Genomic DNA, 24,605 nt, shown 5'->3' on the forward strand with positions numbered 1-24,605 from the left:
AATGGATTGTAGTAGCAGATCACTAGGCTGTACTCATGGCTGATCCTGCGACGATCACCGCGGCCATCGCCGCGAACGTACGCGGCCAGCGGGCCCATCGGGGGCTGACCCTCGACGAGCTCGCGGCCAGGTCGAACGTGAGCCGCGGCATGCTCATTCAGATCGAGCAGGGCCGCACCAACCCGAGTGTCAACACGCTCACCCGGATCGCCGACGCGCTGGGCGTGACCCTCGCGCGGCTGGTGGAGGTCGCCGACACCCCGGTCGTCCGGGTCGTGCACGAGTCGGAGGTGGTGACCTTCCGGCATCCCGGGGGAGGATCGGCCCGCCTGCTCGTGGGGACGGACGCGCCCGCGATCCTGGAGCTGTGGGACTGGCGGCTTGAGCCGGGCGAGCACCACGACGGCGACGCGCACCCCGCCGGCACCCGAGAGATGCTCACCGTGCTGGAGGGACGGCTCACACTGACCGTGTACGGCCGGAGCCACCTCGTGGGCCCCGGCGACGCCGTCGTGTTCAGCGCCGACCGGCCGCACCGATACGCCAACGAGCACGACGAACCGTTGCGGTTCGTGATGGTGGTCACCGAGCCTCCCGTACCTCCCGACGGGACAGTGTCTCCCGACGGGACAGTGTCTCCCGACGGGACAGTGCCTCCCGACGGGACGGGGGCTTCCGAGGTGATCGAGAGTGCCGACGGCGGCCGTGAGGCCTCCTGATCTCGGAGAACCCGCACATGACTGACGAGTAAGGGCTGCGTGGTGACGCTTAGTAGCCGATGATTACAGAATGAATCCGCAAGCGCCGCTCCAAGGTTGGGTACATCCCTTTTTGTGCGTGTCTGCTGTGCAGGGGGCGATGGCCGGTGAGTGAGTCGCGAGTCGCGGTGGAAAAACTTCGCGCGGAACTCGCCGCGCTCGGGGTGGCCGACGCCTACGAGATCGGCGACGAGGCTACTCTCTCCGTCTGGATAGGCCTGGTCGTGACCTTTCGTGAGGGCTTTTACCGTTGGCGCGAGGGTGCCGTGAAGTGCCGGCACCTGGGTACGGACCCCGCAGGATGCGCCATCCGGGTGGCTCGCAGATATGCCGAGCTCAAGGCGGATGTGCCGCCCTGGTGGGAGGAGCTGGAAAAGGTTCTGCGGGGGGGAGCGGCCGGAGACTATCCGTAGCGTTCGTGGCCCCCCGCCTGCTCCGGGGGGTCGTATGCGGGTCGGATCCGTTCTGCTGTCGTTGCTGCTGCTCGGCGGGTGTGGGCAGGTCAGGACCGTGCCGGTCTCGGGGGAACGGCCCGGTCCCGCGGCGCCCCATCCGCGCTTCGGCACGCCGCGGCATTTCGACGCCGACCTGCTGCGCTTCCGGCTCGCGGGCACACAACGGGGAGCACCGGGGCCGCGCCTGCCCGCGGTCCCACCGCCCCGGAACGTCGACTGCAAGCGGCACAAATGCGTGGCGCTGACGTTCGACGACGGGCCGGGCGAACAGACCGGGCACGTCCTCGACCTGCTCGCGGCCCACCACGCTCGGGCCACGTTCTTCCTGCTCGGGCAGATGATCACGGATGAGACGCGGGACTTCGTGCGGCGGATGGCCGCCGAGGGCCACGAGATCGGCAACCACTCCTGGGACCACGCCTCGCTGCCGGGGCTGTCGTCCGATGCCCTGCGCCGGGAGCTCGACCGTACGCAGAATGCCGTGCGGAAGGCGACCGGCGTGACGATGCGGCTCATGCGCCCGCCGTACGGCGCGACGAACCAGGCGGTGGACCACGAGACGAAGCAGACCGGGCTCGCGCAGATCCTGTGGGCCGTCGACACCCTCGACTGGCTCAACCGCAACCCCAAGGTGATCGCGCAGCGCAGCGTCGCGGCCAAACCGGGCGACATCGTGCTCATGCACGACATCCACCCCACCACCGTGGAGGCAGTGCCCCGGCTGCTCGACGAGCTCGACCGCAAGGGCTTCACGTACGTGACCGTCTCGGAGCTGCTCGGCGGCACCACGCCCGGGAAGAAGTACACGAACCGGTGAAGGGCTACGACTTCGAGGGACCGGCGCTGGAGCTGGGCGCGCTCGTCCGCGAGGACGGGACGGCCGACGCCTCCGAGCGCATCCGCATCCCGGTGTGCATGATGAACCGGCACGGCCTGGTGGCCGGGGCGACCGGCACGGGGAAGACCAAGACCCTGCAGCTCATGGCCGAGCAGCTCGCCGGTCACGGCGTGCCGGTGTTCCTCGCGGACGTCAAGGGCGACCTGTCCGGCCTGGCCTCGCCCGGCAAGCCGGGTGACCGGATCGCCCGCCGGGCCGCCGAGGTGGGCCAGGACTGGACGCCCGAGGGCTGCGTGACGGAGTTCTTCTCCCTCGGCGGTGTGGGGGACGGCATCCCGCTGCGTGCCACCATGAGCGCGTTCGGGCCGACGCTGCTGTCGCGGGTGCTCGAACTCAACGAGACCCAGGAGTCGTCGCTCGGGCTGATCTTCTACTTCGCCGACAAGCACGGACTGCCGCTGCTGGACCTCAAGGACCTGATCGCGGTCATCCGCTATCTGACCGAGACGCCGGAGGCGCTGAGCGGCATCGGCGGGCTGTCGGCGTCCACCGCGGGCGTCATCCTGCGCGCCCTGGTGAACTTCCAGGCCCAGGGGGCGGAGGCGTTCTTCGGCGAGCCCGAGTTCGACGTACGCGACCTGCTGCGGACCACGCCGGACGGCCGCGGCGTGATCTCCATCCTGGAACTGCCCGCGGTGCAGGAGCGGCCACAGCTGTTCTCCACGTTCCTGATGTGGCTGCTCGCGGACCTCTTCGAGACGCTGCCCGAGGTGGGCGACCCCGACAAGCCGTCGCTGGTGTTCTTCTTCGACGAGGCGCACCTGCTGTTCGAGGGCGCGTCCAAGGCGTTCCTCAGGTCGATCACCCAGACCGTGCGGCTGATCCGGTCGAAGGGGGTCGGGGTCTTCTTCGTCACCCAGACGCCCAAGGACGTGCCGGCCGACGTCCTCGCCCAGCTCGGCGCGCGCGTGCAGCACGCCCTGCGCGCCTTCACCCCGCAGGACGCCAAGGCGCTGAAGGCGACCGTCTCGACCTTCCCCGCCTCCTCCTACGACCTCGAACGGCTGCTCACCGAGCTCGGCATCGGGGAGGCGGTCGTCACGGTCCTGTCCGAGACGGGGGCACCGACGCCGGTCGCCTGGACACGGCTGCGGGCGCCGCGGTCGCTCATGGCGCCGTCCGACCCGGCGGTCGTCCACAGGGTGATCGCCGCGTCCCCGCTCCTGCCCAAGTACGGCACGGCCGTGGACCGGCAGTCGGCGTACGAGATCCTCACGGCGCGGCTGGCCCGGCAGCAGGAGCCCGAGCGGGAGGCGCCGGCCGAGAGACCGGCGGAGCGACCTGCGGAAAGGCCTGCGGAAAGACCGGCGGACCGGCCGTCCGGGGCGCGCCGGCAGTCGGCGCTCGAAGAGATGCTCGCCTCGAAGGAGTTCCGGTCGCTGGCCCGCACGGCGGCGACCGCGCTCGGCCGGGAGATCACCAGGTCGATCTTCGGCACCGCGAGACGGCGGCGCTGAGCGCGCCCGCGTGATCCCGGTCCGGGTCTCGGTCGTGATCCCGGTCTCGGGACTGTCGGTGGGGCGTGCGAAGGTGGGTGGCATGGGTTTCAGCGGCTTCCCTGACGAGGCGCTCATCTTCTACGAGGGCCTCGTCGCCGACAATTCGAAGGCGTACTGGGCGGCCCACAAGGGGTTCTACGAGAGCGGTGTCCGCGAGCCGATGCTCGCGCTCATGGACGAGCTGGAGCCGGAGTTCGGACCGGCCCACCTGTTCCGGCCGTACCGCGACGTCCGCTTCTCCAAGGACAAGTCGCCGTACAAGACGCATCAGGGGGCCTACTGCGGAGTGGGCGTGGAGGGCGTCGGCTACTACGTCCAGGTGGACGCCGAAGGCCTCTACGTGGCGGCGGGCTGGTGGGCGTCGGGCGACCAGGTGGCACGTTTCCGCGAGGCCGTGGACGACGACACCGCCGGGCCCCTGCTGGAGGAGATCCTCGCGGCCCTGCCCGGTGATCTCGCGATCGGCGGCGACCGGCTCAAGACCCGTCCCCGCGGCGCGCCGGAGGACCATCCCCGGCTCGACCTCCTCCGGCACAAGACGCTGCACGCCGGGCGGCGGTTCGAGCCGGAGCCGTGGCTGCACACCCCCGAGACCCTCGACCGGGTCCGCTCGACCTGGCGGGCACTGGTCCCGCTGGTCGACTGGCTGCGCCGCCATATCTCCTGACACCATTCTCGAGGCGACGGACCCGGATCAGGCGTGGACCTTGACGACGCCGCAGCCCACCCGGGCACCGGCGTCGCCGGTCTTGCGCGTGGTCGCGTCCGGGCCCGTGGCACCGTCGGCGTCGGGCCGGTGGAAGTACCGGTCCGGGATGTGCGCGAAGTTGTCCGGCGCGGCGTGCACCACGAACGCGCTGCCGTTGGCGTCGCCGAGCTGCTCCAGGGTGAACCGGTCGGTCACGAACGACGCGGAGGCGGTGCCGTCGGCGGACGCCAGCAGCGGCGGCATGTCTCCGGCTCCGCCGCCATGCTGCCCAGGGCCGAGGTGGCTTCCCGCGCTGGAGAAGGCGCTGCCCGTCGCCCGGTCGACGGAGTGCGCGTCGCACACGCCGGTGGCGTGGACGTGGAAGCCGTGGAACCCGGGAGTGAGGCCCCGCACGCTGACGCTGACCCGCGACTTCTTCGCGTCGTATCGCTCGACCCGGACGGTGCCGAGGGTCCGTCCGGTGGCGTTCTTGACGACGGCGGTCGCCGACCCGCCCGCCGGCTCGACCGCCGGCTCCTTCGCCGACGCACCCGTCGAGTCACCGGGGCCGGCCTGGGGGGCCGAGGCGGCCGTCATCCCGGCGGCCAGCACCGGTACGGCCGGGGCGGTAGCGGCGGTGAGTCCCAGGGCGAGCCCGGCGGCCAGGGCGATACGGGTTGTGCGGGGCATGGTCGCTCCTCCTCAGACACTCGTTGCCTGCGACAGCAGAGCACGCCCGGCGGGCTGGCGAGCGGCACACGACGCCATCCGTACCGGCCGTTTACCCGCTCTTGCCGTCAGAGCCCCGTGCCCCGTCGCCCGCCCCGAGGGCACGCCGTCGCCGAAAGGGCGACGGGCCTCTGAGCCGTGCGGGCACAAGCGCTGCGGCACGTCCGGAATAGGCAAGCGACGATGTCCGAGACAGGAAAGACGACCGACGCTACGAGGGGTTCACTCTCCAACAACACACGTAAGGAGATGGAAACATGCCCGAAACCCCCACGTCGGAGTTCTGGAAGAACCTCAAGCCGATCGAGAACTCGCAGAAGCCGGACGCACTGCCGGAAGTTTACCTTTCCAAGGTCGCCACCGATGACGACCGTTACTACGTGCCGTTCAGCGAGACCGTCGGGTCACGCCCCCTCTGGATCAACGTCAAGGACAACAGCTGGGCCGACATCCTCCGGGCGAAGGAGGCGGGACTGGTCAATCGGCACTACCACCCGCACGAGGTGTTCGCCTACACCATCTCGGGAAAGTGGGGCTATCTGGAGCGTCCCTGGACCGCCACGGCGGGCGACTTCGTCTACGAGGCTCCGGGCGAGGGCCACACGCTGGTGGCCTACGACAGCGGCGAGCCGATGAAGACGTTCTTCATCGTCAAGGGGCCCCTCGTGTGGCTCGACGAGAACGGCGACGCCCAGGGCATCTTCGACGTCCACGACTACATCGCGATGTGCCGTGAGCACTACGAGAAGGTGGGCATCGGCGCCGACTACGTCAACTCGCTGTTCCGCTGATCGCCGGCCGGCCCCCCAACGAGGAACGCGATGACCGACATCACGACGTCCACCCCCCACGGAGTGGAACGCGAAGCGAGGCGGTATGAGAACCGCCTTCTCCTCCTTCTCTTCCTGGCCTTCGGGTTCGTCTTCTTCGACCGGCAGGCCCTGGCCTTCCTCGCCCCGTACATGGACGCGGACTTCGGGCTGTCCAACGGCGAGTTGGGCACGTTGTCCGGCGTGCTGGCACTCACCTGGGCGGTGGCCGGGATGGTGGCCGGCCGGTTGTCCGACAGGCTCGGCCGGCGCAAGCCGATCCTCATCGCCGCCGTGGTGCTCTTCTCGGTCTTCTCGTCGGCGTCGGGTCTGATGGCGGGCTTCGCCGGGTTGCTCGCCGCGCGTGCCCTCATGGGGACGGCCGAGGGGGCGGTGCTCCCGATGGCGCAGTCCCTGATGGTGGAGGCGTCCCGGGAAAGCCGGCGCGGGTTGAACATGGGCCTGCTGCAGGGCTCGTCCGCCGGTCTGCTCGGTGGCATCGTGGCCCCGGGCGTCGTGGTGTGGATCGCCGAGTCCTACGGCTGGCGCACCGCGTTCTACGTCACCATCGTCCCCGGGTTGGTGATCGCCGTGCTGATCGCCAGGTTCGTCCGGGAGCGGCCGCCGCTGATCAGGACCGCATCGGAGACCGCACGGGACAGCGCCGCCGGACAGCCCAAGCTCGCGCTGAAGGACGTGCTCAGGCTGCGCAACGTGGTGATCTGCATGCTGATCGCCTGCTGCTACCTGACGTGGTTCGTCACCCTCATCACGTTCACCCCGACGTACCTGACGGAGGTCAAGGGGTTCACACCGGGCACCATGAGCGGTGTCATGACCTGCCTCGGCGTGGCCTGGGTGCTCTGGGGCTTCGCCACCCCCGGCATCTCCGACCGGATCGGCCGCAAGCCGGCACTCATCGGCTTCACCGCCCTCGCGGTGCTCTGCCCCATCGCGATCGTCTACGTCTCCAGCCCGGCGCTGCTCGGCCTGATCATGATCTTCACCTACACCGGGCTGGGGTGCTTCACACTGTTCATGGCCACGATCCCGGCAGAGACCGTGCCGCCCGGCACGCTGGCCACGGCCCTCGGCCTGATCATGGGCGTGGGCGAGCTGGCCGGCGGGTTCCTCGGCCCGATGATCTCCGGGTGGGCCTCCGACCTGTGGGGCCTGCAGACCGCGATGTTCATCGCGGCAGGCGGCGCGCTGATCGTCGTCCTGCTCTCGTTCGCCCTGCGGGAGACGGCTCCGGCCGTGCTGCGCCGCAGGGCGGCCGCGGAGGCGACCCGGTGAACGGCCCCGTGAACGGTCCAGGGAACGGCCCGGTGAACGGCGGGGCGGGCGCCGAGGCGGGCGTCCGGGCGGGGGATCGCGGGCCGGGCCGGGCGGGGAGCCGGCCGGACGACCTCGTGCGGGCTGCCGTCTGGTACGGGGCGCGGGACGTCCGGGTCGTCGACGTTGCCGTCCGCGCCCCCGGCACCGGGGAGGTCACCCTCGCGGTCGCCTACTGCGGCATCTGCGGTAGCGACCTGCACGAGTACGCCGACGGGCCGCACGCCATCCCGGTGACCCACCCCCATCCCGAGTCGGGGGTGACCGCGCCGCTCGTCCTCGGCCACGAGTTCTGCGGCACGATCACCGAGGTCGGCCCGGGAGTGCGGGGCCTGGCGCCCGGCGACCGGGTCGCGGTGGAGCCGCACTACCGCTGCGGCACCTGCCCTCGCTGCCGGAACGGCGAGTACAACATCTGCCGCCACTTCGGCTTCGCCGGGCTCATGGGCGACGGCGGAATGGCGGAGCGGGCGACCGTACCCGCCTACATGCTGCACCGCCTGCCCGACACGGTCTCCCTGGAGCATGCGGCCGTGTTCGAACCGGCGGCCGTCGCCCTGCACGCGCTGCGCCGGTCGGGCCTGCGGGCGGGCGAGACGGTCGCGGTGGTCGGCCTCGGCCCGATCGGCCTGCTCATCGTGATGCTGGCGGTGCGGGAGGGTGCCGGCCGGGTGATCGTCGCCGATCTCTCCCCCGCGCGGCTCGACCTGGCCCGCCGGCTCGGCGCGACCGACCTGGTACGAGCGGCTGACCGCGATGCCCTGCCCGGCCTGACGCGGCGGGCGACCGGAGGCGAGGGCGTGGACGTGGCGTTCGAGGTGGTCGGCTCCGAAGGCACCCTGCGCACCTGCCTGGACGCGACCAGGAGCGGTGGCAGGGTCGTGCTGGTCGGGCTCGCCGGGACGGTGAGCGTCGACGCGTTCGCGCTGGTCAACAGGGAGCAGTCGATCATCGCCACGGTCGGTTATCGGGACGTCTATCCCGACCTGATCCGGTTGGCCGAGGAGGGCGTGGACCTCACGGCGATCGTCACCTCCACCGTCCCCCTCCGAGACGTCGTCGGTGACGGGTTCGAGGCCCTGCTGGGCGGCGGCGATCAGATCAAGGTTCTGGTACGGCCAGGCGAAGGGAGCGCATGCACGTGACCGATCAGTCCACGTCCACCGGATTCCGCGGTGACCTGTTCGCCGGCCGTACGGCGTTCGTCACCGGGGGGACGTCGGGGATCGGGGCGGCGACGGCCACCCTGCTCGCCGAGCTCGGCGCCGACGTCGTGGCCCTCGGCCTGGCGCCCGGGGTCGCCGGCGAGCGACCGGCCCATCCGCGCGTCCGCGTGGTCGAGCACGACGTCCTCGACCGGGACGGTCTGGCCCGGCTCGTCCGCGCGGAGCCGGAGATCGGAATACTGGTGAACTGCGCGGGCGTCAGCCACGACCGCGAGGAGTATGACCTGGACCGGTGGCGGCGCGTGATCGACGTCAACCTGACCGCCACCATGGTCGCCTGCGAGGCCGCCCGGCCGCACCTGGCGAAGACGGGCGGTTGTGTCGTCAACGTCTCCTCCATGTTCGCGTTCTTCGGCAGCAGGGACAGGCCGGCGTACAGCGCGAGCAAGGGAGGGGTCTCCCAGCTCACCCGGTCGCTGGCGGCGGAGTACGCGGCCGAGGGCGTCCGCGTGAACGCGGTCGCGCCGGGGTTCGTGGAGACCCCGCTCGCCCGGGGCCTGCTCGACGACTCGCGGGCCGCGGCGGAGGTGCTGGCCCGCATCCCTCTGGGACGGTACGGCAGGCCGGGCGACGTCGCCCAGGTGATCGCGTTCCTGTGCTCGCCCGCCGCGTCGTACATCACGGGGACGGTGCTTCCAGTGGACGGGGGTTACCTTTGCGTCTGATTCCGGACATACTGCTGCGCTAAGGAGGGTCCAGCAAATGCCGACGTGAGCTAGGCCACGCGCAGCAGGGCTTGATTTGTCAGGCAACCCAGGGCATGAAGCGGTAAGGAGATCTGTGATGCCCGCGAACGCCGTCTCCGTGATCTCCCGGGCGACGACGGAGAACGTCGCGCCCGCGGAGCGGATCGACTACTGGGAAGAGTACAACCGCAAGACGCTGGTGGGCCTTTCCTGCCGGTCCTACTCCGACCGCGGCCTCCTGGCCAGGCAGATCAACATGCGGCTCGGCGACGTACGGCTCGCGGACATCGCAGGCAACGCGCACGTGATCGAGCGGACCCCGCAGATGGCGAGGTCCACGCCGAAGGACTCGGTCTTCGCCAGCCTGCTGCTCAGGGGCGAGGCGGTCTTCCTGCACGAGAACGGCTGCGTGTCCGCGTCGGCCGGCGACCTACTGGTCTACGACACGCGCAAGCCGTACCTCTTCGGCTTCTCCTCGTCGATGCGGCAGATCCTGGTGGACATCCCGCACGACCTGTTCGCCGAGGCGTGCCGGCCCGACGGCGTTCCGGTGCCGATGCTCTTCGGCCGGGGTGGCGCGCACGAGGGCGCGCTCGTGTCGAGCCTGCGGTCGCTGCTCGGCGAGCTCGCCGGGATGCGCGGCGGCGACGGCCCGGAGGAGACGCAGCGAGGCGTGCTCGGGCTGATCCGCCTGCTCACCCTGGAGCGTTCCGGGGGATCGACTCCCTCCGCGGCTCAGCTCGTCATCGCCAAGGAGCACATCGAGCGACACCTGCACGACCCGCGACTGAACGCCGCGGAGGTCGCCCGCGTCCTCGGGATCTCGGTGCGGCAGCTCGCCCGGATCTTCGATGCGGCCGGCACGACCCCGGCCCGTTACATCCTGGAACGTCGGCTGGAGCGGGCCGGCGCCGAGCTCGGCGAGCCCCGGGCGGGGGAGACGCGGATCGCCGACGTCGCCTACCGGTGGGGGTTCTCCAGCCAGGCCCACTTCGCCCGGGTCTTCCGCAACCGGTTCGGTCGCACTCCGAGCGAGGTGCGGGAGGCCGCCCGAGAGCGTCTCGCCGGCTGACCGGAATCGGCACACGACGCCATCCCCACCGGCCGTTCACCCCCTCCGGCCGTTCACCCCTCCTGCCGGTGCCGCCCCGCTGGTCAGGCGGTGACGGGCACGTCCCAGTCGATGTGGTGCCGGTGGACGGGGGCGAACATCTGCTCGGGGGTCGGCATGGCGGGCCTGGCGCCGGCCTGCCCGGCCTTGGCCTTGTTCTTGGCCGCGGCGTCGCCGCCGACCATCTCCACACGGGGGCGCCGGAGGCGCTCGAACGCCGCGAACGCCTCGGTCAACGGCAGGTCGCGCAGGCAGCGGGCCAGTTCGACGGCGCTCTCCGCTGCCAGAGAGGCGCCCTGGCCGGAGCTGGACGACGGGGCGTGGGCCGCGTCGCCGACGAGGACCATGCGGCCGCGGTGCCAGCGCGGCACCGACGGCATGCGCTCCATCGGGCCGGTGATCATGAGGTCGGCCGGGTCGGTGTCCGCCAGCAGCTTCTCGCCGGGCATGTGACCGGCGTAGAGGTCGCGCAGGCGGGCCAGCCAGTCCGCGGCGGGGGTGCGGACGACCTCGGCGTAGGTGAGGGGTTCGGTGCGGGGCAGGCTCGCGAACCAGCAGATCCGGCCGTCGGGCAGCCGCCAGTAGCCGATGAAGGTGCGCCCGAAGGCGAAGTGCATGACACCCTCATCGGCCCGGAGACCGTCGGCGCCGGCGTAGCCGCCGAAGCTGAGGACCCCGCCATACTCGGGGCCGGGAGCGCCAGGGTCGATCAGCGTGCGGACGGTGGACCGGATCCCGTCGGCGCCGATCAGCACGTCGGCGGTGGCGGTGCTGCCGTCCGCGAACATGGCGGTCACCCCCTCGGGGCTCTCCTCGGCGGAGACGAGCGGCTTGCCGTACTCGATCCGCACGCCCGCCGCCTCCGCGTGATCGGCCAGGGCACAGAAGAGGGCGGCACGCGGCATCGCCAGCGTGGGCGGCAGGCCGGGGAACCCGCCGAACTCGGCGAGCCGGTTCCCGGCGCCGTCGGCCATCACGACGCCGGGCACCGGCTGTCCCACGGCCCGTACGGCCTTGTCCGCTCCCACGATCCGCAGTGCGTCGATCCCGTTCGGGGCCAGGCTGAGCATCGCCCCGACGCCGTCGGCGGCGCTGTCGTGGGCCTCGTACACGGTCGCCCGGATGCCCGCCTTGGCCAGAGCGAGCGCCGTCACCGGCCCGGCGATGCCGCCGCCGATCACCAACGCGCTGGTCACCTTGCTCATGCTCACCACTCCTCGTCTGCAGCGAGCCGTTGATCGCTCGCAAGGAGATAGTCGCATTGCAACTAGTGCCTCGTCAACTAGTTCGTTTGAGGCTAGGATGCGAGACATGAGCGCTTCCCTTCGCAGTTCCCCGCTCGCGCTGACCGTGCTGGCGCTGCTGCACCACGAGCCGATGCATCCGTACGCCGTGCAGCGGCTGATCAAGCAGTGGGGCAAGGACCAGGTCGTCAACGTGAGCCAGCGGGCCGGGCTCTACCGCACGATCGAGCGGCTGCACGCCGAGGGGCTGATCGCGGTCCGCGAGACCACCCGTGACCCGGCTTATCCGGAGCGGACCGTGTACGAACTCACCGAGGCGGGACGGCGCGTCGCCCGCGAGTGGCTGGACCAGATGCTGGCCGTGCCGAAGCAGGAGTTCCCGCAGTTCCCCGCAGCGCTGTCACACCTGATGATGATCCCGCCCGCGGACGCGCTGCGGCTGCTGGAACGCCGGGCCGAGCGGCTGGCGGAGACGAAGGCGGGCCTGGAGGCCGCCCTGGCGGCGCAGACGGACGACCTGCCCAGGGTGACCGCCATCGAGAGCGAGTATCTGCTCGCGGTCACCGACGCGGAGGAGCGCTGGCTGCGGTCGATCGTGGACGACCTGCGCGCGGGCCGCCTGACCTGGCCCACGGCAGACTCCTGACCGCTCGTCGCGGCAGGTGCCGCAGCGGGCCGTGGGCGGCCCGGACGGCGGGCGGGCCAGTAGGGCCGGCGCGGGGCGGCAATGGGGCGGCGCGGGGCGGCATGGGGGTGGAGCAGGCCGGCGTGGTCCGGCGCGGGTGGGCGGGGGGCGGAAAGCCGAAGCCCCCGCCGATCGGATCGGCGGGGGCTCGGGATTGCGGAGCTCAGCTGCCGCGCTTGGCGCGGGCGGCGGCGCGGCCCCGGCTGGCCGAGTCGAGGACGGTCTTGCGGATGCGCACGGTCTCCGAGGTGATCTCCACGCACTCGTCGTCGCGGATGAACTCCAGGGCCTGCTCCAGGGACAGCACGCGCGGCGGGATCACCTTCTCGGTCTCCTCGCTGGTGGAGGAGCGCATGTTGGTGAGCTTCTTCTCCTTGGTGATGTTCACGTCCATGTCGTCGGAGCGGGAGTTCTCCCCGATGATCATGCCCTCGTACACCTCGGTGCCGGGGGAGACGAACAGCGTGCCGCGCTCCTGCAGGTTGAGCATGGCGAAGGCGGTGACCTGGCCCGCGCGGTCGGCCACCAGCGAGCCGTTGTTGCGGGTGCGCAGCTCGCCGAACCACGGCTCGTACGTCTCGAACACGTGGTGCACGAGACCGGTGCCGCGGGTCTCGGTGAGGAACTCGGTGCGGAAGCCGATCAGGCCGCGCGCCGGCACCAGGAACTCCATGCGGATCCAGCCGGTGCCGTGGTTGGTCATGTGCTCCATGCGGCCCTTGCGCACGGCCAGGAGCTGGGTGACGGCGCCCAGGTATTCCTCGGGGCAGTCGACCGTGAGGCGCTCGACCGGCTCGTGCACCTTGCCGTCGACGACCTTGGTCACGACCTGCGGCTTGCCGACCGTCAGCTCGTAGCCCTCGCGGCGCATCTGCTCCACGAGGATCGCCAGGGCCAGCTCGCCACGGCCCTGCACCTCCCAGGCGTCCGGGGTCTCGGTGGGCAGCACGCGCAGCGAGACGTTGCCGACCAACTCCTTGTCGAGGCGGTCCTTCACGAGGCGGGCGGTGACCTTGGCGCCCTTGACCTTGCCGACCAGCGGGCTGGTGTTGGTGCCGATCGTCATGGAGATCGCCGGCTCGTCGACCGTGATCAGCGGCAGCGGGCGCGGGTCGTCGGGGTCGGCCAGCGTCTCGCCGATCATGATGTCGGGGATGCCGGCGATCGCGATGATGTCGCCCGGCCCCGCCTCCTCGGCGGGCTTGCGCTCCAGCGCCTCGGTCATCAGCAGCTCGGAGATCTTGACGCGCTGCACGCTGCCGTCCGTGCGGCACCACGCGACCTGCTGGCCCTTGCGGATCGTGCCCTGATGGACGCGGCACAGCGCGATCCGGCCCAGATAGCTGGAGGCGTCGAGGTTGGTGACGTGGGCCTGGAGCGGCGCGGACGGGTCGTAGACCGGCGCCGGGATCGTGTTCTTGATCGTCTCGAACAGCGGCTCCAGGTCGGAGGAGTCGGGCATCCCGCCGTCGGCGGGACGCTCCAGCGAGGCCCGCCCGGCCTTGGCCGAGGCGTACACGATCGGGAAGTCGATCTGCTCCTCGGTCGCGTCGAGGTCGATGAACAGCTCGTAGACCTCGTCGACGACCTCGGCGATCCGGGCGTCCGGCCGGTCGACCTTGTTGATGCACAAGATCACCGGCATCTTCGCGGCGAGCGCCTTGCGCAGCACGAAGCGAGTCTGCGGCAGCGGGCCCTCGGAGGCGTCCACCAGCAGGACCACGCCGTCCACCATCGACAGGCCGCGCTCGACCTCGCCGCCGAAGTCGGCGTGGCCGGGCGTGTCGATGATGTTCAGGGTCATGCCGCCGTGCCTGACCGCGGTGTTCTTCGCGAGAATGGTGATCCCCTTCTCGCGCTCCAGGTCGTTGGAGTCCATGACCCGCTCGTCGACGTCCTGGTTGGCCCGGAACGCGCCGGACTGCCACAGCATCGCGTCGACCAGCGTGGTCTTGCCGTGGTCGACGTGCGCGATGATTGCGATGTTCCGCAGGTCGTCGCGGGTGTTCATAGGCATAGTGAAAGTTCTCGCTCTGGTTCGTCGGGGTGTCGTCCGCGTCCCGGGACCGAAGCGAGACGCACATCCGCCGCATACACGGCCTACCCATTTTAGTTGATCCCCGTCGCCGCCACACGCCGCCGCCGTACGGGACCCTCGATGCCAACGTCGTCGCCGCGAGCCGCATTCCATCCGCAACCCGCTGGGAAGTTTCCAGATGGTGCTGTTTCTTGGCGCGGCTGGACGAGATCCCCGTCGCACAGGGGGTGAAGAGGTGGGAAATAAGGTCGGGGGCATGGCTCTCGCTGCTGCTTTCGGAGCGATGCTGCGCACGGCGGACGGTGTCCGCATCGACGCGGCGCACACGCCCAACAGTTCACTCGATCTCGGCATCGTCGTCGCGCACGGCTTCACCGGCACCTGGAGGGGGCCGGACACCCGGCGCATCGTGCACGTCCTGTCGCGCTTCGGCGGCGTGGTGTCGTTCGACTTCCGGGGGCACGGCCGCTCCGGCGGCCAGTCCACGGTGGGGGACCTCGAGGTCCTCGACGTGGACGCGGCGGTCAAGCACGCCCGCGCGATCGGCTACCGGCGCGTCGCGACCGTCGGCTTCTCCATGGGCGCCGCCGTGGTCGTACGGCACGCCGCGCTGCACGGCGGCGTGGACGGGGTGGTGTCGGTGAGCGGCCCGGCCCGTTGGTACTACCGCGGGACCAAGCCCATGCGGCAGGTTCACTGGGCGATCGAACGCTGGCACGGCCGGTTGGCGGCCCGGCTGGTCAAGCGCACCAGGATCGCGGGCGGCGGGTGGAACCCCGTGCCGCTTCCGCCGTACGAGGCGGCGGCCCTCATCGCGCCCACGCCGCTGCTGATCGTGCACGGCGACAGCGACCCGTTCTTCCCCACCGAACACGCCCACGAGTTGTACGAGCACGCCGCCGAGCCGAAGGAGCTGTGGATCGAGCCCGGCTACGGCCACGCGGAGGCGGCGGCCACCCCCGACCTCGTACGGAAAATTGGTCAGTGGATTTCTCGAACCAAAACCCCATAAGGGTCGTCTATACGGGTTGTGCGGATCCTGGGCCTCCCCTGCCCGCACAGCCGATTGGGGGATCGGCGCACACCCTCACACGGTGTGGCCCAGCGTCGCGGGGGCGCGCTGGGCGGTTTCACCGGCCCGGTGCGGCACGCACGCCGCACCGGGCCGGAGGGACGCGTCAGCCCAGGCGGGCGATGGACTTGGTCTCCAGGTAGGCCGACAGGCCCTCGGGTCCGAGCTCGCGGCCGAGGCCGCTGGCCTTGAAGCCGCCGAACGGCGTGTTCGGGTCGAGCGTGTGCATCATGTTGACGCCGTAGGTGCCGGTGCGCACCCGGCGGGCGACGTCCATCCCGTGCTCGGTGTCGGCGGTCCAGACCGAGCCCGACAGGCCGTAGTCGCTGTCGTTGGCGATCCGCACCGCGTCCGCCTCGTCCTCGTACGGGATCACCGTGAGCACCGGGCCGAAGATCTCCTCGCGGGCGATGCGCATGTCGTTGGTGGCCCCGGCGAAGACGGTCGGGGCGACGTACCAGCCCCGGTCGTACGGCCGGTCGAGACCGCCGACGACGGGCTTGGCGCCCTCCTCGATGCCGGCCCTGATGTAGCCCTCGACCCGCTCCTGCTGCCGCCTGGCCACCAGTGGCCCGATCCCGGTGGCCGGGTCGGCGGGGTCGCCCACCGGCTGGCCCGTCACCATCTCGGCGACGGCCTGGACCACCTCGTCGTACCGGTTGCGGGAGGCGAGGATGCGGGTCTGCGCGACGCACGCCTGGCCGTTGTTCATCAGCGAGGCCATCGACAGGAAGCCCATGGCCGAGGGCAGGTCGCAGTCGTCGAGGATGATCGCCGCCGACTTGCCGCCGAGTTCGAGCGTGCAGCGCTTGAGCTGCTCGCCGCAGATCGACGCGATCCTGCGGCCCGCCGCGGTCGAGCCGGTGAAGGCGACCTTGTCGACCCCGGGGTGGGAGACCAGGTGCTCGCCCGCCTCGCGACCGGCCGCGACGATGTTGACGACCCCGGCGGGAATGCCGGACTCCTGGATCATCTCGGCGAGCAGGTAGGAGTCGAGCGGCGTCTCGGGGGCCGGCTTGACCACGACGGTGCAGCCGGCGACGAGGGCCGGAGCCAGCTTGGTCATGAGCACGAACTGGGGGACGTTCCAGGGAACGACGGCCGCCACCACGCCGACCGGCTCGCGGCGGACGACGATCGGGCCGAACAGGCCGGGCCGCTCCTCCTCGACGGGGAACGTCGCGCCGAGACCGGCGAAGTACTTGAGCATGCCCAGCGGCTGCGGGGCCTGGGCGAGCTGGGAGAACGTGATGGGGGAGCCCATCTCGGTCGTGATGATCTCGGCCATTTCGGCCTGGCGGGCCTCGTAGATCTCCGCCAGCCGGCCCACGATCGCCGCGCGCTCGGCCATCGTCATCCGCGGCCAGGGCCCGTTGTCGAAGGCGTCCCTGGCGGCCGCGACGGCCCGGTCCATGTCGGCGGCGGTGCCGTCCGGGACCCGGCCGACGACCTCCTCGGTGTGCGGGGAGATCACCTCGATCGTGTCGGTGCCCGCGGGGGCCACCCAGTCGCCCCCGATGAACAGCGTGTCGTGCTGCAGCATGGCCTGCCTCCTGCTCGGGCGCGTCTTCGCGCACTCACTGAGACCGAACCATGTTCTGCTCGGCCTTGGCAAGAGCCGCCGGGGCCCGGCCCGCGCCGGGTGGCACGGGCCGGGCCGCGGTTCTACCGATGCGGCTTGCCGAGCAGGTGCGTCATGGCCCGGCGGACCAGGTCCGTCCGCATGGCCTGGGTCGTCGCGCCCTCCGCGCCGAAGCCGAAGTAGACCGTGTCCTTCGTGGTGATGCCCGCACCGTCGTCGAGCGTGCTGTCGCTGCGCGCCCAGTCGTTCAGCGCGGGCTCCGTCCCGGGAGGCGGCCCGGAGACGGTCCAGCCGCCCAGGTCGTCCTCGAACGAGGTCTCCGCGACGGTCGCGCCGTCGGCCTTGACGGTCACGTCGTCCAGCCACACGCCGAGGCCCTGGGTGCCCCAGTCGCTGATGTAGGAGATCGACACCTCGACCTGCTTGCCCGCGTACGCCGTCAGGTCGGCCGACCACTGCTGCCAGCCGTTCGACGAGCCGGAGGCGGCGTGCCACGCGCCGGTCGTGCCGGTGGCGGTGCAGGTCACCGCGCCGTCGTACGTCTGGTAGTGGGCGGTGAACGGATGGATGTCCACCCAGCCGTTGGCGCAGCTGTCGCCCACCTCCTGGGAGGTGTGGCCGTTGGCGTCGGGCAGCGTCGTCCAGTCGTCCTGGCCGGCCGTGTGCGCCTCGACGGTCATGAAGTCCCAGCCCGGCTCGGTGTTGTACGACGTCCAGAACGACAGCTCGCCACTGGTCTTGCCGGTGAGGTCGATCGTCCTGGTCAGGCGCTTGTAGGACACGTCCGCCTGACCGCTCTGCACGTCCCAGGAGCCGGTGCGCGGGCTGAACGGCGAGCCCGCGCCGTACTGCCACTTGAGCGGGGCCGAGCCGGCGAACTGCGGGAACCGGTCGGCCGGCAGGACCGAGGACGTCGTGACGAACGCGGAGGTGTGGTCCTGGTTGCCGGGCGAGTCGCCGCCGTTGAGCGTGCCCGTGAAGCCGGCGAAGGCGCCGCCGGCGCCCTTCAGCGGCAGCGTGTTCCCGTCGGCGTCCTGGCCGCCGCCCTCCACGAAGGTGTAGGCGCCGAGGTAGTACTGCACGAAGTCGTTGCTCAGCGACAGGCAGGGGGGCTTGCTGAGGGTCGTGCACTCCGGTTGCGCCGGGTAGTCGGGCTCATACCAGTAGGCGCCGTTCACGTTCTGGGCGTACAACGCGTACTTGCCGGTGGCGAGCAGCTTGCCGCCCTCGTTGAGGTAGTCGCGGAACGCCAGCTCCAGGGCCTCGCCCAGGTTGGCGGCGCTGCCGGCGGGCTGGCCGGAGGCGCGGGGGATGATGTCGTCGCCGGTCTCCCAGACGACGGCCTTGTAGTGGCTGAGGACCCCGAGCGGATGGGGCGCCTTGCGGCCGTTCTTGTCCACGTCGTACACGTCGGAGGAGTAGCCGGCGCCCGCGAGCGCCTTGGCGTAGTCGTCGGCGTACTTCGCCTCGGTGACGCCCTGGGCCGGGCTGATGCCCGTGACGTCCTCCGCCGCGACGATCAGGACCTTGCCGCCGATGTCCTTGGAGACCTTGTAGGTGAACTCCCCGCTCTTCTTGGTGAGCGAGCGGAACCACACCTTCACGGTGTCACCGGGTTTCGCGCCCTTGACCGTGCCTCTGAGCTGGTGGAAGTAGGTGTCGTAGCCGTCGCCGTAGCGCTCGCCGCCCTTCCACTCGGAGGTCCCGACGGTCTTGGTGCGGCCGCCGTTGATCTGGTAGTCGAGGAAGACCGGCCCGAGCCTGCGCTTGGCGTTCACCTGTACGACCTGGTCGGTGCCGTAGCCGACGTCGAACGGGTCCAGGACGAAGTCGGGCACGGTGTTGCCGAGGTGGCTGACCGGGTCGCTCATGTCGAGCGCCGACTTCGCGACGTCGAGCGCGAAGGGAAGCTGCTTTTCGAACTCGGCCTGCACCAGCGCCTCGTCGTCGGGGAAGACGAAGCCGCAGCCGTCGCAGCCCTCCTCAAGCTCCGGCGTCCAGGCGAGCGTGCCGTACGCCTTGTGCGCGTGGTCGGTGGTCTCGCCGTTCGTCGTGTAGAGCTCAGCGCCGACCCCCGGGTCGAAGCCGGGGACGGCCGGGTTCTCGTCGGTGCCGGTCAGCGCCAGGTAGACGGGGTCGTCGGCGGTCTTCGTCGCGACCTGCCAGCCCTCGGGATACAGCAGCAGCGGGCCGTACGAGTGGTAGTTGACCTGAGCCTTGAAACGCAGCCGCTTGAGCAGGCCGTCCATGGCCCGGACCTCGGGCTCCGACACCGGGGCGGTGCCGCGGTAGGTCTCGCTGCTGAAGACGCCGGACGAGCCCTCCTCGTCGTATCCCCACCGCGTGGGGAAGTTGCGGTTGAGGTCGACGCCGTCGTTGCCGGTGATCCGGCCGTCGCGGTCGTTGTCCCGCAGGTTCTTGCGCCAGAGCCGGTTGCCCTCGGTGAAGGTGAAGTCGTAGCCGTCGGGGTTGGAGACCGGCACGAACCAGACCTCGGTGGTGGTCAGCAGCCGGCTGATGTCGGATTTGCCCTTATTGGCCACCAGGTATTTCAGCAGCCGCATGTCGACCTCGGCCGCGATCCACTCACGGGCGTGCTGGGTGGCCGAGTAGAGCACCGCAGGCTTGACGCCGTCGGGCAGCACCTGGGCCGGCTTTGTGAGCTTCAGCGCGAGGATGTCCTTCCCCTGGAGGGTCTTGCCGATCGTCTCCAGCTTCGCGATGTCCTTGTTGGCGTTCGCGATGGAGCGGAGCTGGTCGGCGATGCCGCCCTTCTCCGAGTAGGACTTCCAGACGGTGTATCCGCCGGCCGCCTGCGCCTTCGCGGCCTGCAACTGCGTCTGGCCCTGTGGATTGCGCACCGGCTGCGGCCGATAACCGAGGATCTGGAGCTTCTTCAGCTCGGCGGGGGTCGCCGTCAGTTCGACGTGCTCCTTGTCGCCCGAGAGGTGCCGTTGGACGACGTCGAAGCCCTTCTGGGTCAGCGTGCCCGAGGTGCCGGGCGCGCTGTCGAGCTGGTAGAGGTCGGCTTGGTCCGCTGGGGGGAGCGGGTCGCCCTGGTCGGCCTGCGCCGGGGAGCCCGGCACCAGGAGCGCCGCGCCGAGAACCGCGGCGGCCAGAGTCGAGACGATCTCTCGTCGGGACATCGGTGAGCCCTTCGTGAGGGGTGACGATCTCCCGAATCTCTGTCGGGGTCAAACCGCGTTCAAGTGCGGTAAGGCGACGCGTAAGTCTCGAATTGGTCACAAAACGGAGAACTCGACGATTGTCCGCTTTAGGCGCAAGAGTTTCACCTGTTCCGGTAGCAGACGTAAAGATCGTCTCCTATAGTTTCAGGCCGAATCCGAGTGGAGGTCGCGTGCGGCGCTGGGCCAGGCTTGCGGTGGTCGCCACCGTGTTGCTCGTCGCGCCGTCCGTCTCGGGCGCCATCTCGGGTGGGCTCACCGCCGAGGCGGAGCCGGACCAGCAGGCCAAGCTCCGCAAGCTCACCCAGGAGGCCGCCGCGCTCCAGAAGGAGTATCGCGGCGAGATCCTCAGCCTGGACGACGCGAAGAGGGCCGCGCAGAAGGCGTCCAGCAACGTCAAGAAGCTGAAGTCGGACCTGCTCGCGGCCCAGCGGCAGGTGGCGGCGTTCGCCCAGACCTCGTACATGAGCGGGGGCGCGGACGCCTCCCGGATCTTCTCCCTGTCGGCCGACCCCAGCTCGCTGGCGACGCTGGCCTATCTGGGCACCGCCAGGACCGAGCGGCTCAACGGCGTCAAGGATCTCGTCGCCAAGCAGAAGAAGGCTGCCGCCGCGGCCGCCAAGGAGATCGACAAGCTGCAGGACCACATCAAGGAGCTCAAGGCGAAGCGCGGCGAGATCGAGCGCCTGATGGCCAAGTTCGGCTTCCAGACACCCGACGCCGGCAGCGGCCTGACGCAGCGCATGATCTCGACGCGCAACGCGATCATGTCGCAGTTCCCGATGCCTTTCGGCGTCGGCTGCCTCCGCGCCGGCGACCCGGGAGAGCACGGCAAGGGCCGGGCCTGCGACTTCATGATGAGCGGCGGCGGCCGTATGCCCGACGCCGTGGCCAAGGAGCGCGGCGACGCCCTCGCCCAGTGGTGCATCCAGCACGCGAGCGAGTACGGGATCATGTACATCATCTGGCAGCAGCGCTTCTACGACATGCGCACGGGCGCCGGATGGCGGATGATGTCCGACCGCGGCGGCATCACCGCCAACCACTACGACCACGTTCACGTGTCGGTGCTCTGAACCTCCAGGAACTTCCGCAGCCAGTGGTAGGACGCCTTCGGCGTGCGCTCCTGGGTCTCGAAATCGACGTGCACCAGGCCGAACCGCTGGTGGTAGCCCTCGGCCCACTCGAAGTTGTCCAGCAGCGACCAGACGAAGTAGCCCCGCAGGTCCACGTCCGCCCGGCGCATGGCCGTGATGTGGCCGTCGAGGTAGGCGATCCGCTCCTGGTCGTCCAGGCCGTCGTACGAGCAGCCGTTCTCGGTGATGTAGACGGGCGGCAGCGCGTCGCCGTACCTGGCCTTGAGGGAGTCGAGCAGTTCGCGCAGGCCGTCGGGCACGACGGGCCAGCCGAACGCGGTGGTGGGGACGCCGGAGATCTCCGCGAACCGGAACGGCAGGCCGTCGCCGCCGGGGCCGCCGATCCGGGTGGGGTTGTAGTAGTTGATCCCCAGCCCGTCGAGGGGCCGGCCGATCGCCTCCAGGTCGCCGGGCCGTACGGGGATCTCGACGCCGAACGCCGTCAGGTCGGGGTAGGCGCCGGTGAGGACCGGGTCGTTGAACAGCCGGTTGTGCAGGATGTCGTACGTCTCGGCGGCAAGCAGGTCCTCCGGTGAGTCCGAGGCGGGCCAGACCGGGGTGCAGTTGTTGGTGATCAGCACCTGCTCCGCCCCGGCCGCCCGCAGGGCCTGCGCGGCCAGGCCGTGCCCGAGCAGCTGGTGGTGGGCCACCGGCAGCGCGCCGAACATGAGCGCCCTGCCCGGGGCGTGGATGCCCAGGCCGTATCCCTCCACCATGTGGACGAACGGCTCGTTGAGCGTGATCCACATGCGTACGCGGTCGGTCAGCCGTTCGGCCACGACGGCGGCGTAGTCGGCGAAACGGCGGGAGGTGTCACGGCTGAGCCAGCCGCCCTCGTCCTCCAGCGCCTGCGGCAGGTCCCAGTGGAAGAGCGTCGGCACGGGGGTGATGCCGCGCTCGCACAGCGCGTCGACCAGGCGGTCGTAGAAGTCGAGACCGGCCTGGTTGACCGGGCCGGCGCCGGTGGGCATCACCCGCGGCCAGGCGATCGAGAAGCGGTAGGCGTTGACGCCCAGGCCGGCCATCAGCGCCACGTCCTCGGCGTAGCGGTGGTAGTGGTCGCAGGCCAGGTCTCCCGTGTGGCCGTCGCGGACCTTGCCCGGCGTGTGCGAGAAGGTGTCCCAGACGGAGGGCCCTCTGCCGTCCTCGTTCACCGCGCCTTCGATCTGGTAGGACGCGGTGGCCGTGCCCCAGAGGAACATAGTGCCGCCTCTCTCAGCTAATATGAGGGAAACTCATGTTAGCCCGGCCGGTCGAAAAGCGGGAGAGAATGGCGGAATGACGACAGGGGGAGCGCTGCGCCGACGGCCCGCACAACGTCGCAGTCAGGAGCGGGTCGAGCGCATGCTGGACGAATGCGCCCTGCTGCTCGACGAGGTGGGGTACGCCGCCCTGACCACCAAGGAGGTCGCCCGCCGGGCCGAGGTGCCGATCGGGACCTTCTACCAGTTCTTCACCGACAAGCAGAGCCTGGTCCGCGCGCTCGCGCTGCGGAACCTGGAGGCCTACCTCGACCGGATCGCCTCCCGGCTGGCCGCCGCGCCGCTGTCCGACTGGACCGACGCCGTGGACCTGGTCGTCGACGAGTTCGTCCGCATGAAACGGACCACGCCGGGCTTCGGGGTGGTGGACTTCGGCGAGGTGCTCGCCGCTCCCGGCGGCCCCGCCCTGCCCGGCACCCAGCGGATGCTCGACGAGGCGCTGGAGAACAACGTGATCGTCGCCGACCGGCTGCGCTCCCTCATCGTCGACCGGCTCGGCGTGGCGCCGGGCGACGGCCTGTCGCGCGCCTTCGTCGTCGCCGTGGAGGCCGCCGACGCCGTGCTCAAACTGGCCTTCCGCGTCCACCCCGACGGCGACCCCGACCTCATCGCCGAATGCAAACGCCTCGTCCGCCGCTACCTCTCCGACCACCTGGCCTGAATGAACCCCATGGTGACTGGCGGAAGGGATTGAGTCCGGAGCCGGAGTGGCAGGGCTATACACGAATGCTGGTCTGTACGCGATCGGACTCGTGCTCGCCCCGCCTGCTCTGAGCGAAGAAGCCCGCCGGCGGTTGTGCTCTGTGATCCCAACAGCACGGATGCACTGGTCCCAGGAGGACGACCGGACCCGCATCGCGATGATCCGCGAGGTCCGGTCTTTACCCGTCGAGGCGAGGGTGTACCGCTGTCGCTTTGATCGACCCAAGCGTAAGGAGGCGGCACGTGCCAGGGCTCTCGCCTGGCTGGTGCAGGAACTGCCGTATCAGGTTCGCTCTGTCGTGCTTGCCGAGCGCGAGGCGAACCAGGAGCCAAGGCCAGGTCTCACTGCAGCGGGATCAAGGACGTGCTCTGGGTCGCGGTCGCCGGAGATCCTCCCGCGGCGTCAGGACATAGGTGAGCGTTGAGGATAGCTGTGACGGCAGGGAACGGGCATGACTCCTGAGCGGGTCAGTTTTGCGATGCCGGTGCGGCGCTCAGTGGCGCTGCCAGGGCCGGATGAACCCGCCCCGGCTCGATTGTCGTGATCGTGTGGGTCGCGACGCCGTTCACGACGAAAGGGTCCTCGGCGCTGATCCGCTCGATGGTCTCGCGGTCCACGCCGTACGCGACGATGGCCCCGCCCTGGGAGGACGGCACGGTCTGCCCCGAGACGAGGAAGACGCCGTCCGCGTGGTGCCGTTCGAGATATTCGACGTGATCGCGAACGAAGGGAGCGGCGTCTTCCTCGGAGCCGGTGTAGGAGACGATCAGCACGTGCAGCATGCCGTCATTCAAGCAGCCCGGCCGGCCAGGAGGCTGGCGGTGATGGTCGCCAGGCGCTCGCCCTGGTAGCGGGCGGCCGCGAGGGTCTCCTCCGAGGGAGCGCCCGCGCCGCCCCGGTGAGCGGTGCCGTACGGGTTGCCGCCCGCGGGGTACACCACCGGGTCGGTGTAACCGGGCGACACGATGATCGAACCCCAGTGGTGGAAGGTGTTGTAGAGGGCGAGGATCGTCGACTCGTTGCCGCCGTTGGCGTTGTGAGCGCTGGCGAAACCCGTGGCGGGCTTGTTGGCCATGACGCCCTGCTGCCAGATGGGGCCGGTGGTGTCGATGAACTGCTTGAGCTGCGAGGCGATGTTGCCATAACGGGTCGGCGAGCCGAAGGCGTAGGCGTCCGCCCAGACCAGATCGTCCAGCGTGGCGACCTCCACGTGCTTGGTGGCCTCGACGTGTTCGCGCCAGGCCGGGTTGGCGTCGATGGCGGGGTCGGGGGCCAGCTCGGGGACTCGGCGCAACCGGACCTCGGCGCCGGCCTTCTCCGCGCCCTCGGCGATCGCCGTGGCGAGCTGGTGGACGTTGCCGGTGGCCGAGTAGTAGATGACGGCGATCTTGGCACTCATGGTGACGTCTCCTCCGAAGCGACGATCAACCGGATAGCTATCCGGTTCGAAGGCAGTAAATCGGATAACAATCCGGTTCGCAACCCGGGGATTGGATCTCCCGTC

The 24,605-nt window shown here is 70.3% G+C and carries 22 protein-coding genes; 14 read left to right on the plus strand and 8 right to left on the minus strand.

The genetic code is table 11. The features are described from left to right. The first annotated feature begins 35 nt into the window (after positions 1-35). From FLX08_RS06975 to FLX08_RS06995, 5 genes are all read left to right on the plus strand, one after another. Entirely contained in the window at positions 36-719 is a 684-nt protein-coding gene (locus FLX08_RS06975; RefSeq protein WP_142617385.1) for a helix-turn-helix domain-containing protein, read from the plus strand. Between the two features lie 146 nt (positions 720-865). Continuing rightward, the gene (locus FLX08_RS06980) at positions 866-1,171 is read left to right on the plus strand and encodes a hypothetical protein (RefSeq protein WP_142617386.1); all 306 of its coding nucleotides are present in this window, start codon (positions 866-868) and stop codon (positions 1,169-1,171) included. 34 nt (positions 1,172-1,205) lie between these two features. Then, the gene (locus tag FLX08_RS06985) at positions 1,206-2,030 is read left to right on the plus strand and encodes a polysaccharide deacetylase family protein (RefSeq protein ID WP_142617387.1); all 825 of its coding nucleotides are present in this window, start codon (positions 1,206-1,208) and stop codon (positions 2,028-2,030) included. Beyond that, complete coding sequence (locus FLX08_RS06990; protein ID WP_142617388.1) at positions 2,027-3,568, plus strand: helicase HerA-like domain-containing protein; 1,542 nt, start codon at positions 2,027-2,029, stop codon at positions 3,566-3,568. The genes FLX08_RS06985 and FLX08_RS06990 overlap by 4 nt, the downstream gene beginning before the upstream one ends. 82 nt (positions 3,569-3,650) lie before the next feature. Then, on the plus strand, positions 3,651-4,277 hold the full coding sequence (locus FLX08_RS06995; RefSeq protein WP_142617389.1) for a DUF2461 domain-containing protein: 627 nt from the start codon (positions 3,651-3,653) through the stop codon (positions 4,275-4,277). A 27-nt stretch (positions 4,278-4,304) separates the two neighbouring features. On the opposite strand, the gene FLX08_RS07000 is transcribed toward FLX08_RS06995, so the two are convergent. Continuing rightward, positions 4,305-4,988, minus strand: coding sequence for a superoxide dismutase family protein (locus FLX08_RS07000; protein WP_142617390.1), 684 nt, complete (start codon positions 4,986-4,988; stop codon positions 4,305-4,307). A 296-nt stretch (positions 4,989-5,284) separates the two neighbouring features. On the opposite strand from FLX08_RS07000, the gene FLX08_RS07005 reads away from it, so the two are divergent. From FLX08_RS07005 to FLX08_RS07025, 5 genes are all read left to right on the plus strand, one after another. Continuing rightward, positions 5,285-5,818, plus strand: coding sequence for a 2,4'-dihydroxyacetophenone dioxygenase family protein (locus FLX08_RS07005; RefSeq protein ID WP_142617391.1), 534 nt, complete (start codon positions 5,285-5,287; stop codon positions 5,816-5,818). Positions 5,819-5,848: 30 nt separating this feature from the next. Further along, positions 5,849-7,132, plus strand: a complete 1,284-nt coding sequence (locus tag FLX08_RS07010; protein ID WP_142617392.1) for an MFS transporter — start codon at positions 5,849-5,851, stop codon at positions 7,130-7,132. Next, a complete protein-coding gene (locus tag FLX08_RS07015; RefSeq protein ID WP_208761298.1) occupies positions 7,129-8,316 on the plus strand; it encodes a 2,3-butanediol dehydrogenase in 1,188 nt (395 codons plus the stop codon). Before FLX08_RS07010 ends, FLX08_RS07015 begins: the two co-directional genes overlap by 4 nt. After that, positions 8,313-9,062, plus strand: coding sequence for an SDR family NAD(P)-dependent oxidoreductase (locus tag FLX08_RS07020; RefSeq protein WP_208761299.1), 750 nt, complete (start codon positions 8,313-8,315; stop codon positions 9,060-9,062). The genes FLX08_RS07015 and FLX08_RS07020 overlap by 4 nt, the downstream gene beginning before the upstream one ends. A gap of 118 nt (positions 9,063-9,180) precedes the next feature. Continuing rightward, positions 9,181-10,155 carry a helix-turn-helix domain-containing protein gene (locus FLX08_RS07025; RefSeq protein WP_142617394.1) on the plus strand — a complete coding sequence of 325 codons (975 nt, stop codon included), beginning with the start codon at positions 9,181-9,183 and terminating at the stop codon, positions 10,153-10,155. A gap of 83 nt (positions 10,156-10,238) precedes the next feature. On the opposite strand, the gene FLX08_RS07030 is transcribed toward FLX08_RS07025, so the two are convergent. Next, on the minus strand, positions 10,239-11,399 hold the full coding sequence (locus FLX08_RS07030; protein ID WP_142617395.1) for an FAD-dependent monooxygenase: 1,161 nt from the start codon (positions 11,397-11,399) through the stop codon (positions 10,239-10,241). Between the two features lie 106 nt (positions 11,400-11,505). Between FLX08_RS07030 and FLX08_RS07035 the strand changes: the two genes are divergently transcribed. Beyond that, complete coding sequence (locus FLX08_RS07035) at positions 11,506-12,084, plus strand: PadR family transcriptional regulator (RefSeq protein WP_142617396.1); 579 nt, start codon at positions 11,506-11,508, stop codon at positions 12,082-12,084. A gap of 202 nt (positions 12,085-12,286) precedes the next feature. Here FLX08_RS07035 and typA read toward each other — a convergent pair whose 3' ends face one another. Beyond that, positions 12,287-14,140 (minus strand): translational GTPase TypA, encoded by a 1,854-nt coding sequence (gene typA, locus FLX08_RS07040; protein ID WP_142617397.1) that lies wholly within the window; start codon positions 14,138-14,140, stop codon positions 12,287-12,289. 277 nt (positions 14,141-14,417) lie between these two features. Between typA and FLX08_RS07045 the strand changes: the two genes are divergently transcribed. Beyond that, positions 14,418-15,173, plus strand: coding sequence for an alpha/beta hydrolase (locus FLX08_RS07045; RefSeq protein ID WP_244312466.1), 756 nt, complete (start codon positions 14,418-14,420; stop codon positions 15,171-15,173). 166 nt (positions 15,174-15,339) lie between these two features. Here the strand turns inward: FLX08_RS07045 and FLX08_RS07050 are convergent, their stop codons facing one another. Together FLX08_RS07050 and FLX08_RS07055 are read right to left on the minus strand one after the other, a co-directional pair. Beyond that, positions 15,340-16,776 (minus strand): aldehyde dehydrogenase, encoded by a 1,437-nt coding sequence (locus tag FLX08_RS07050; protein WP_142617398.1) that lies wholly within the window; start codon positions 16,774-16,776, stop codon positions 15,340-15,342. A 122-nt stretch (positions 16,777-16,898) separates the two neighbouring features. Beyond that, positions 16,899-19,961 (minus strand): M14 family metallopeptidase, encoded by a 3,063-nt coding sequence (locus FLX08_RS07055; RefSeq protein ID WP_142617399.1) that lies wholly within the window; start codon positions 19,959-19,961, stop codon positions 16,899-16,901. A 212-nt stretch (positions 19,962-20,173) separates the two neighbouring features. Between FLX08_RS07055 and FLX08_RS07060 the strand changes: the two genes are divergently transcribed. Further along, a complete protein-coding gene (locus FLX08_RS07060) occupies positions 20,174-21,076 on the plus strand; it encodes a coiled-coil domain-containing protein (protein ID WP_142617400.1) in 903 nt (300 codons plus the stop codon). On the opposite strand, the gene FLX08_RS07065 is transcribed toward FLX08_RS07060, so the two are convergent. After that, positions 21,058-22,338 carry a GH1 family beta-glucosidase gene (locus FLX08_RS07065; protein ID WP_142617401.1) on the minus strand — a complete coding sequence of 427 codons (1,281 nt, stop codon included), beginning with the start codon at positions 22,336-22,338 and terminating at the stop codon, positions 21,058-21,060. The genes FLX08_RS07060 and FLX08_RS07065 overlap by 19 nt on opposite strands. Positions 22,339-22,414: 76 nt before the next feature. Here FLX08_RS07065 and FLX08_RS07070 point away from each other — a divergent pair, with 76 nt between their 5' ends. Continuing rightward, on the plus strand, positions 22,415-23,059 hold the full coding sequence (locus FLX08_RS07070; protein ID WP_142617402.1) for a TetR/AcrR family transcriptional regulator: 645 nt from the start codon (positions 22,415-22,417) through the stop codon (positions 23,057-23,059). A gap of 509 nt (positions 23,060-23,568) precedes the next feature. Here FLX08_RS07070 and FLX08_RS07075 read toward each other — a convergent pair. After that, positions 23,569-23,883 carry a YciI family protein gene (locus FLX08_RS07075; protein ID WP_142617403.1) on the minus strand — a complete coding sequence of 105 codons (315 nt, stop codon included), beginning with the start codon at positions 23,881-23,883 and terminating at the stop codon, positions 23,569-23,571. A gap of 8 nt (positions 23,884-23,891) precedes the next feature. Then, a complete protein-coding gene (gene wrbA / locus FLX08_RS07080) occupies positions 23,892-24,500 on the minus strand; it encodes an NAD(P)H:quinone oxidoreductase (protein WP_142617404.1) in 609 nt (202 codons plus the stop codon). Positions 24,501-24,605 lie beyond the last annotated feature (105 nt).

The sequence above is a fragment of the Microbispora hainanensis genome (assembly GCF_006874475.1).
In the GTDB taxonomy this organism is placed as follows: Bacteria; Actinomycetota; Actinomycetes; order Streptosporangiales; family Streptosporangiaceae; genus Microbispora; species Microbispora hainanensis.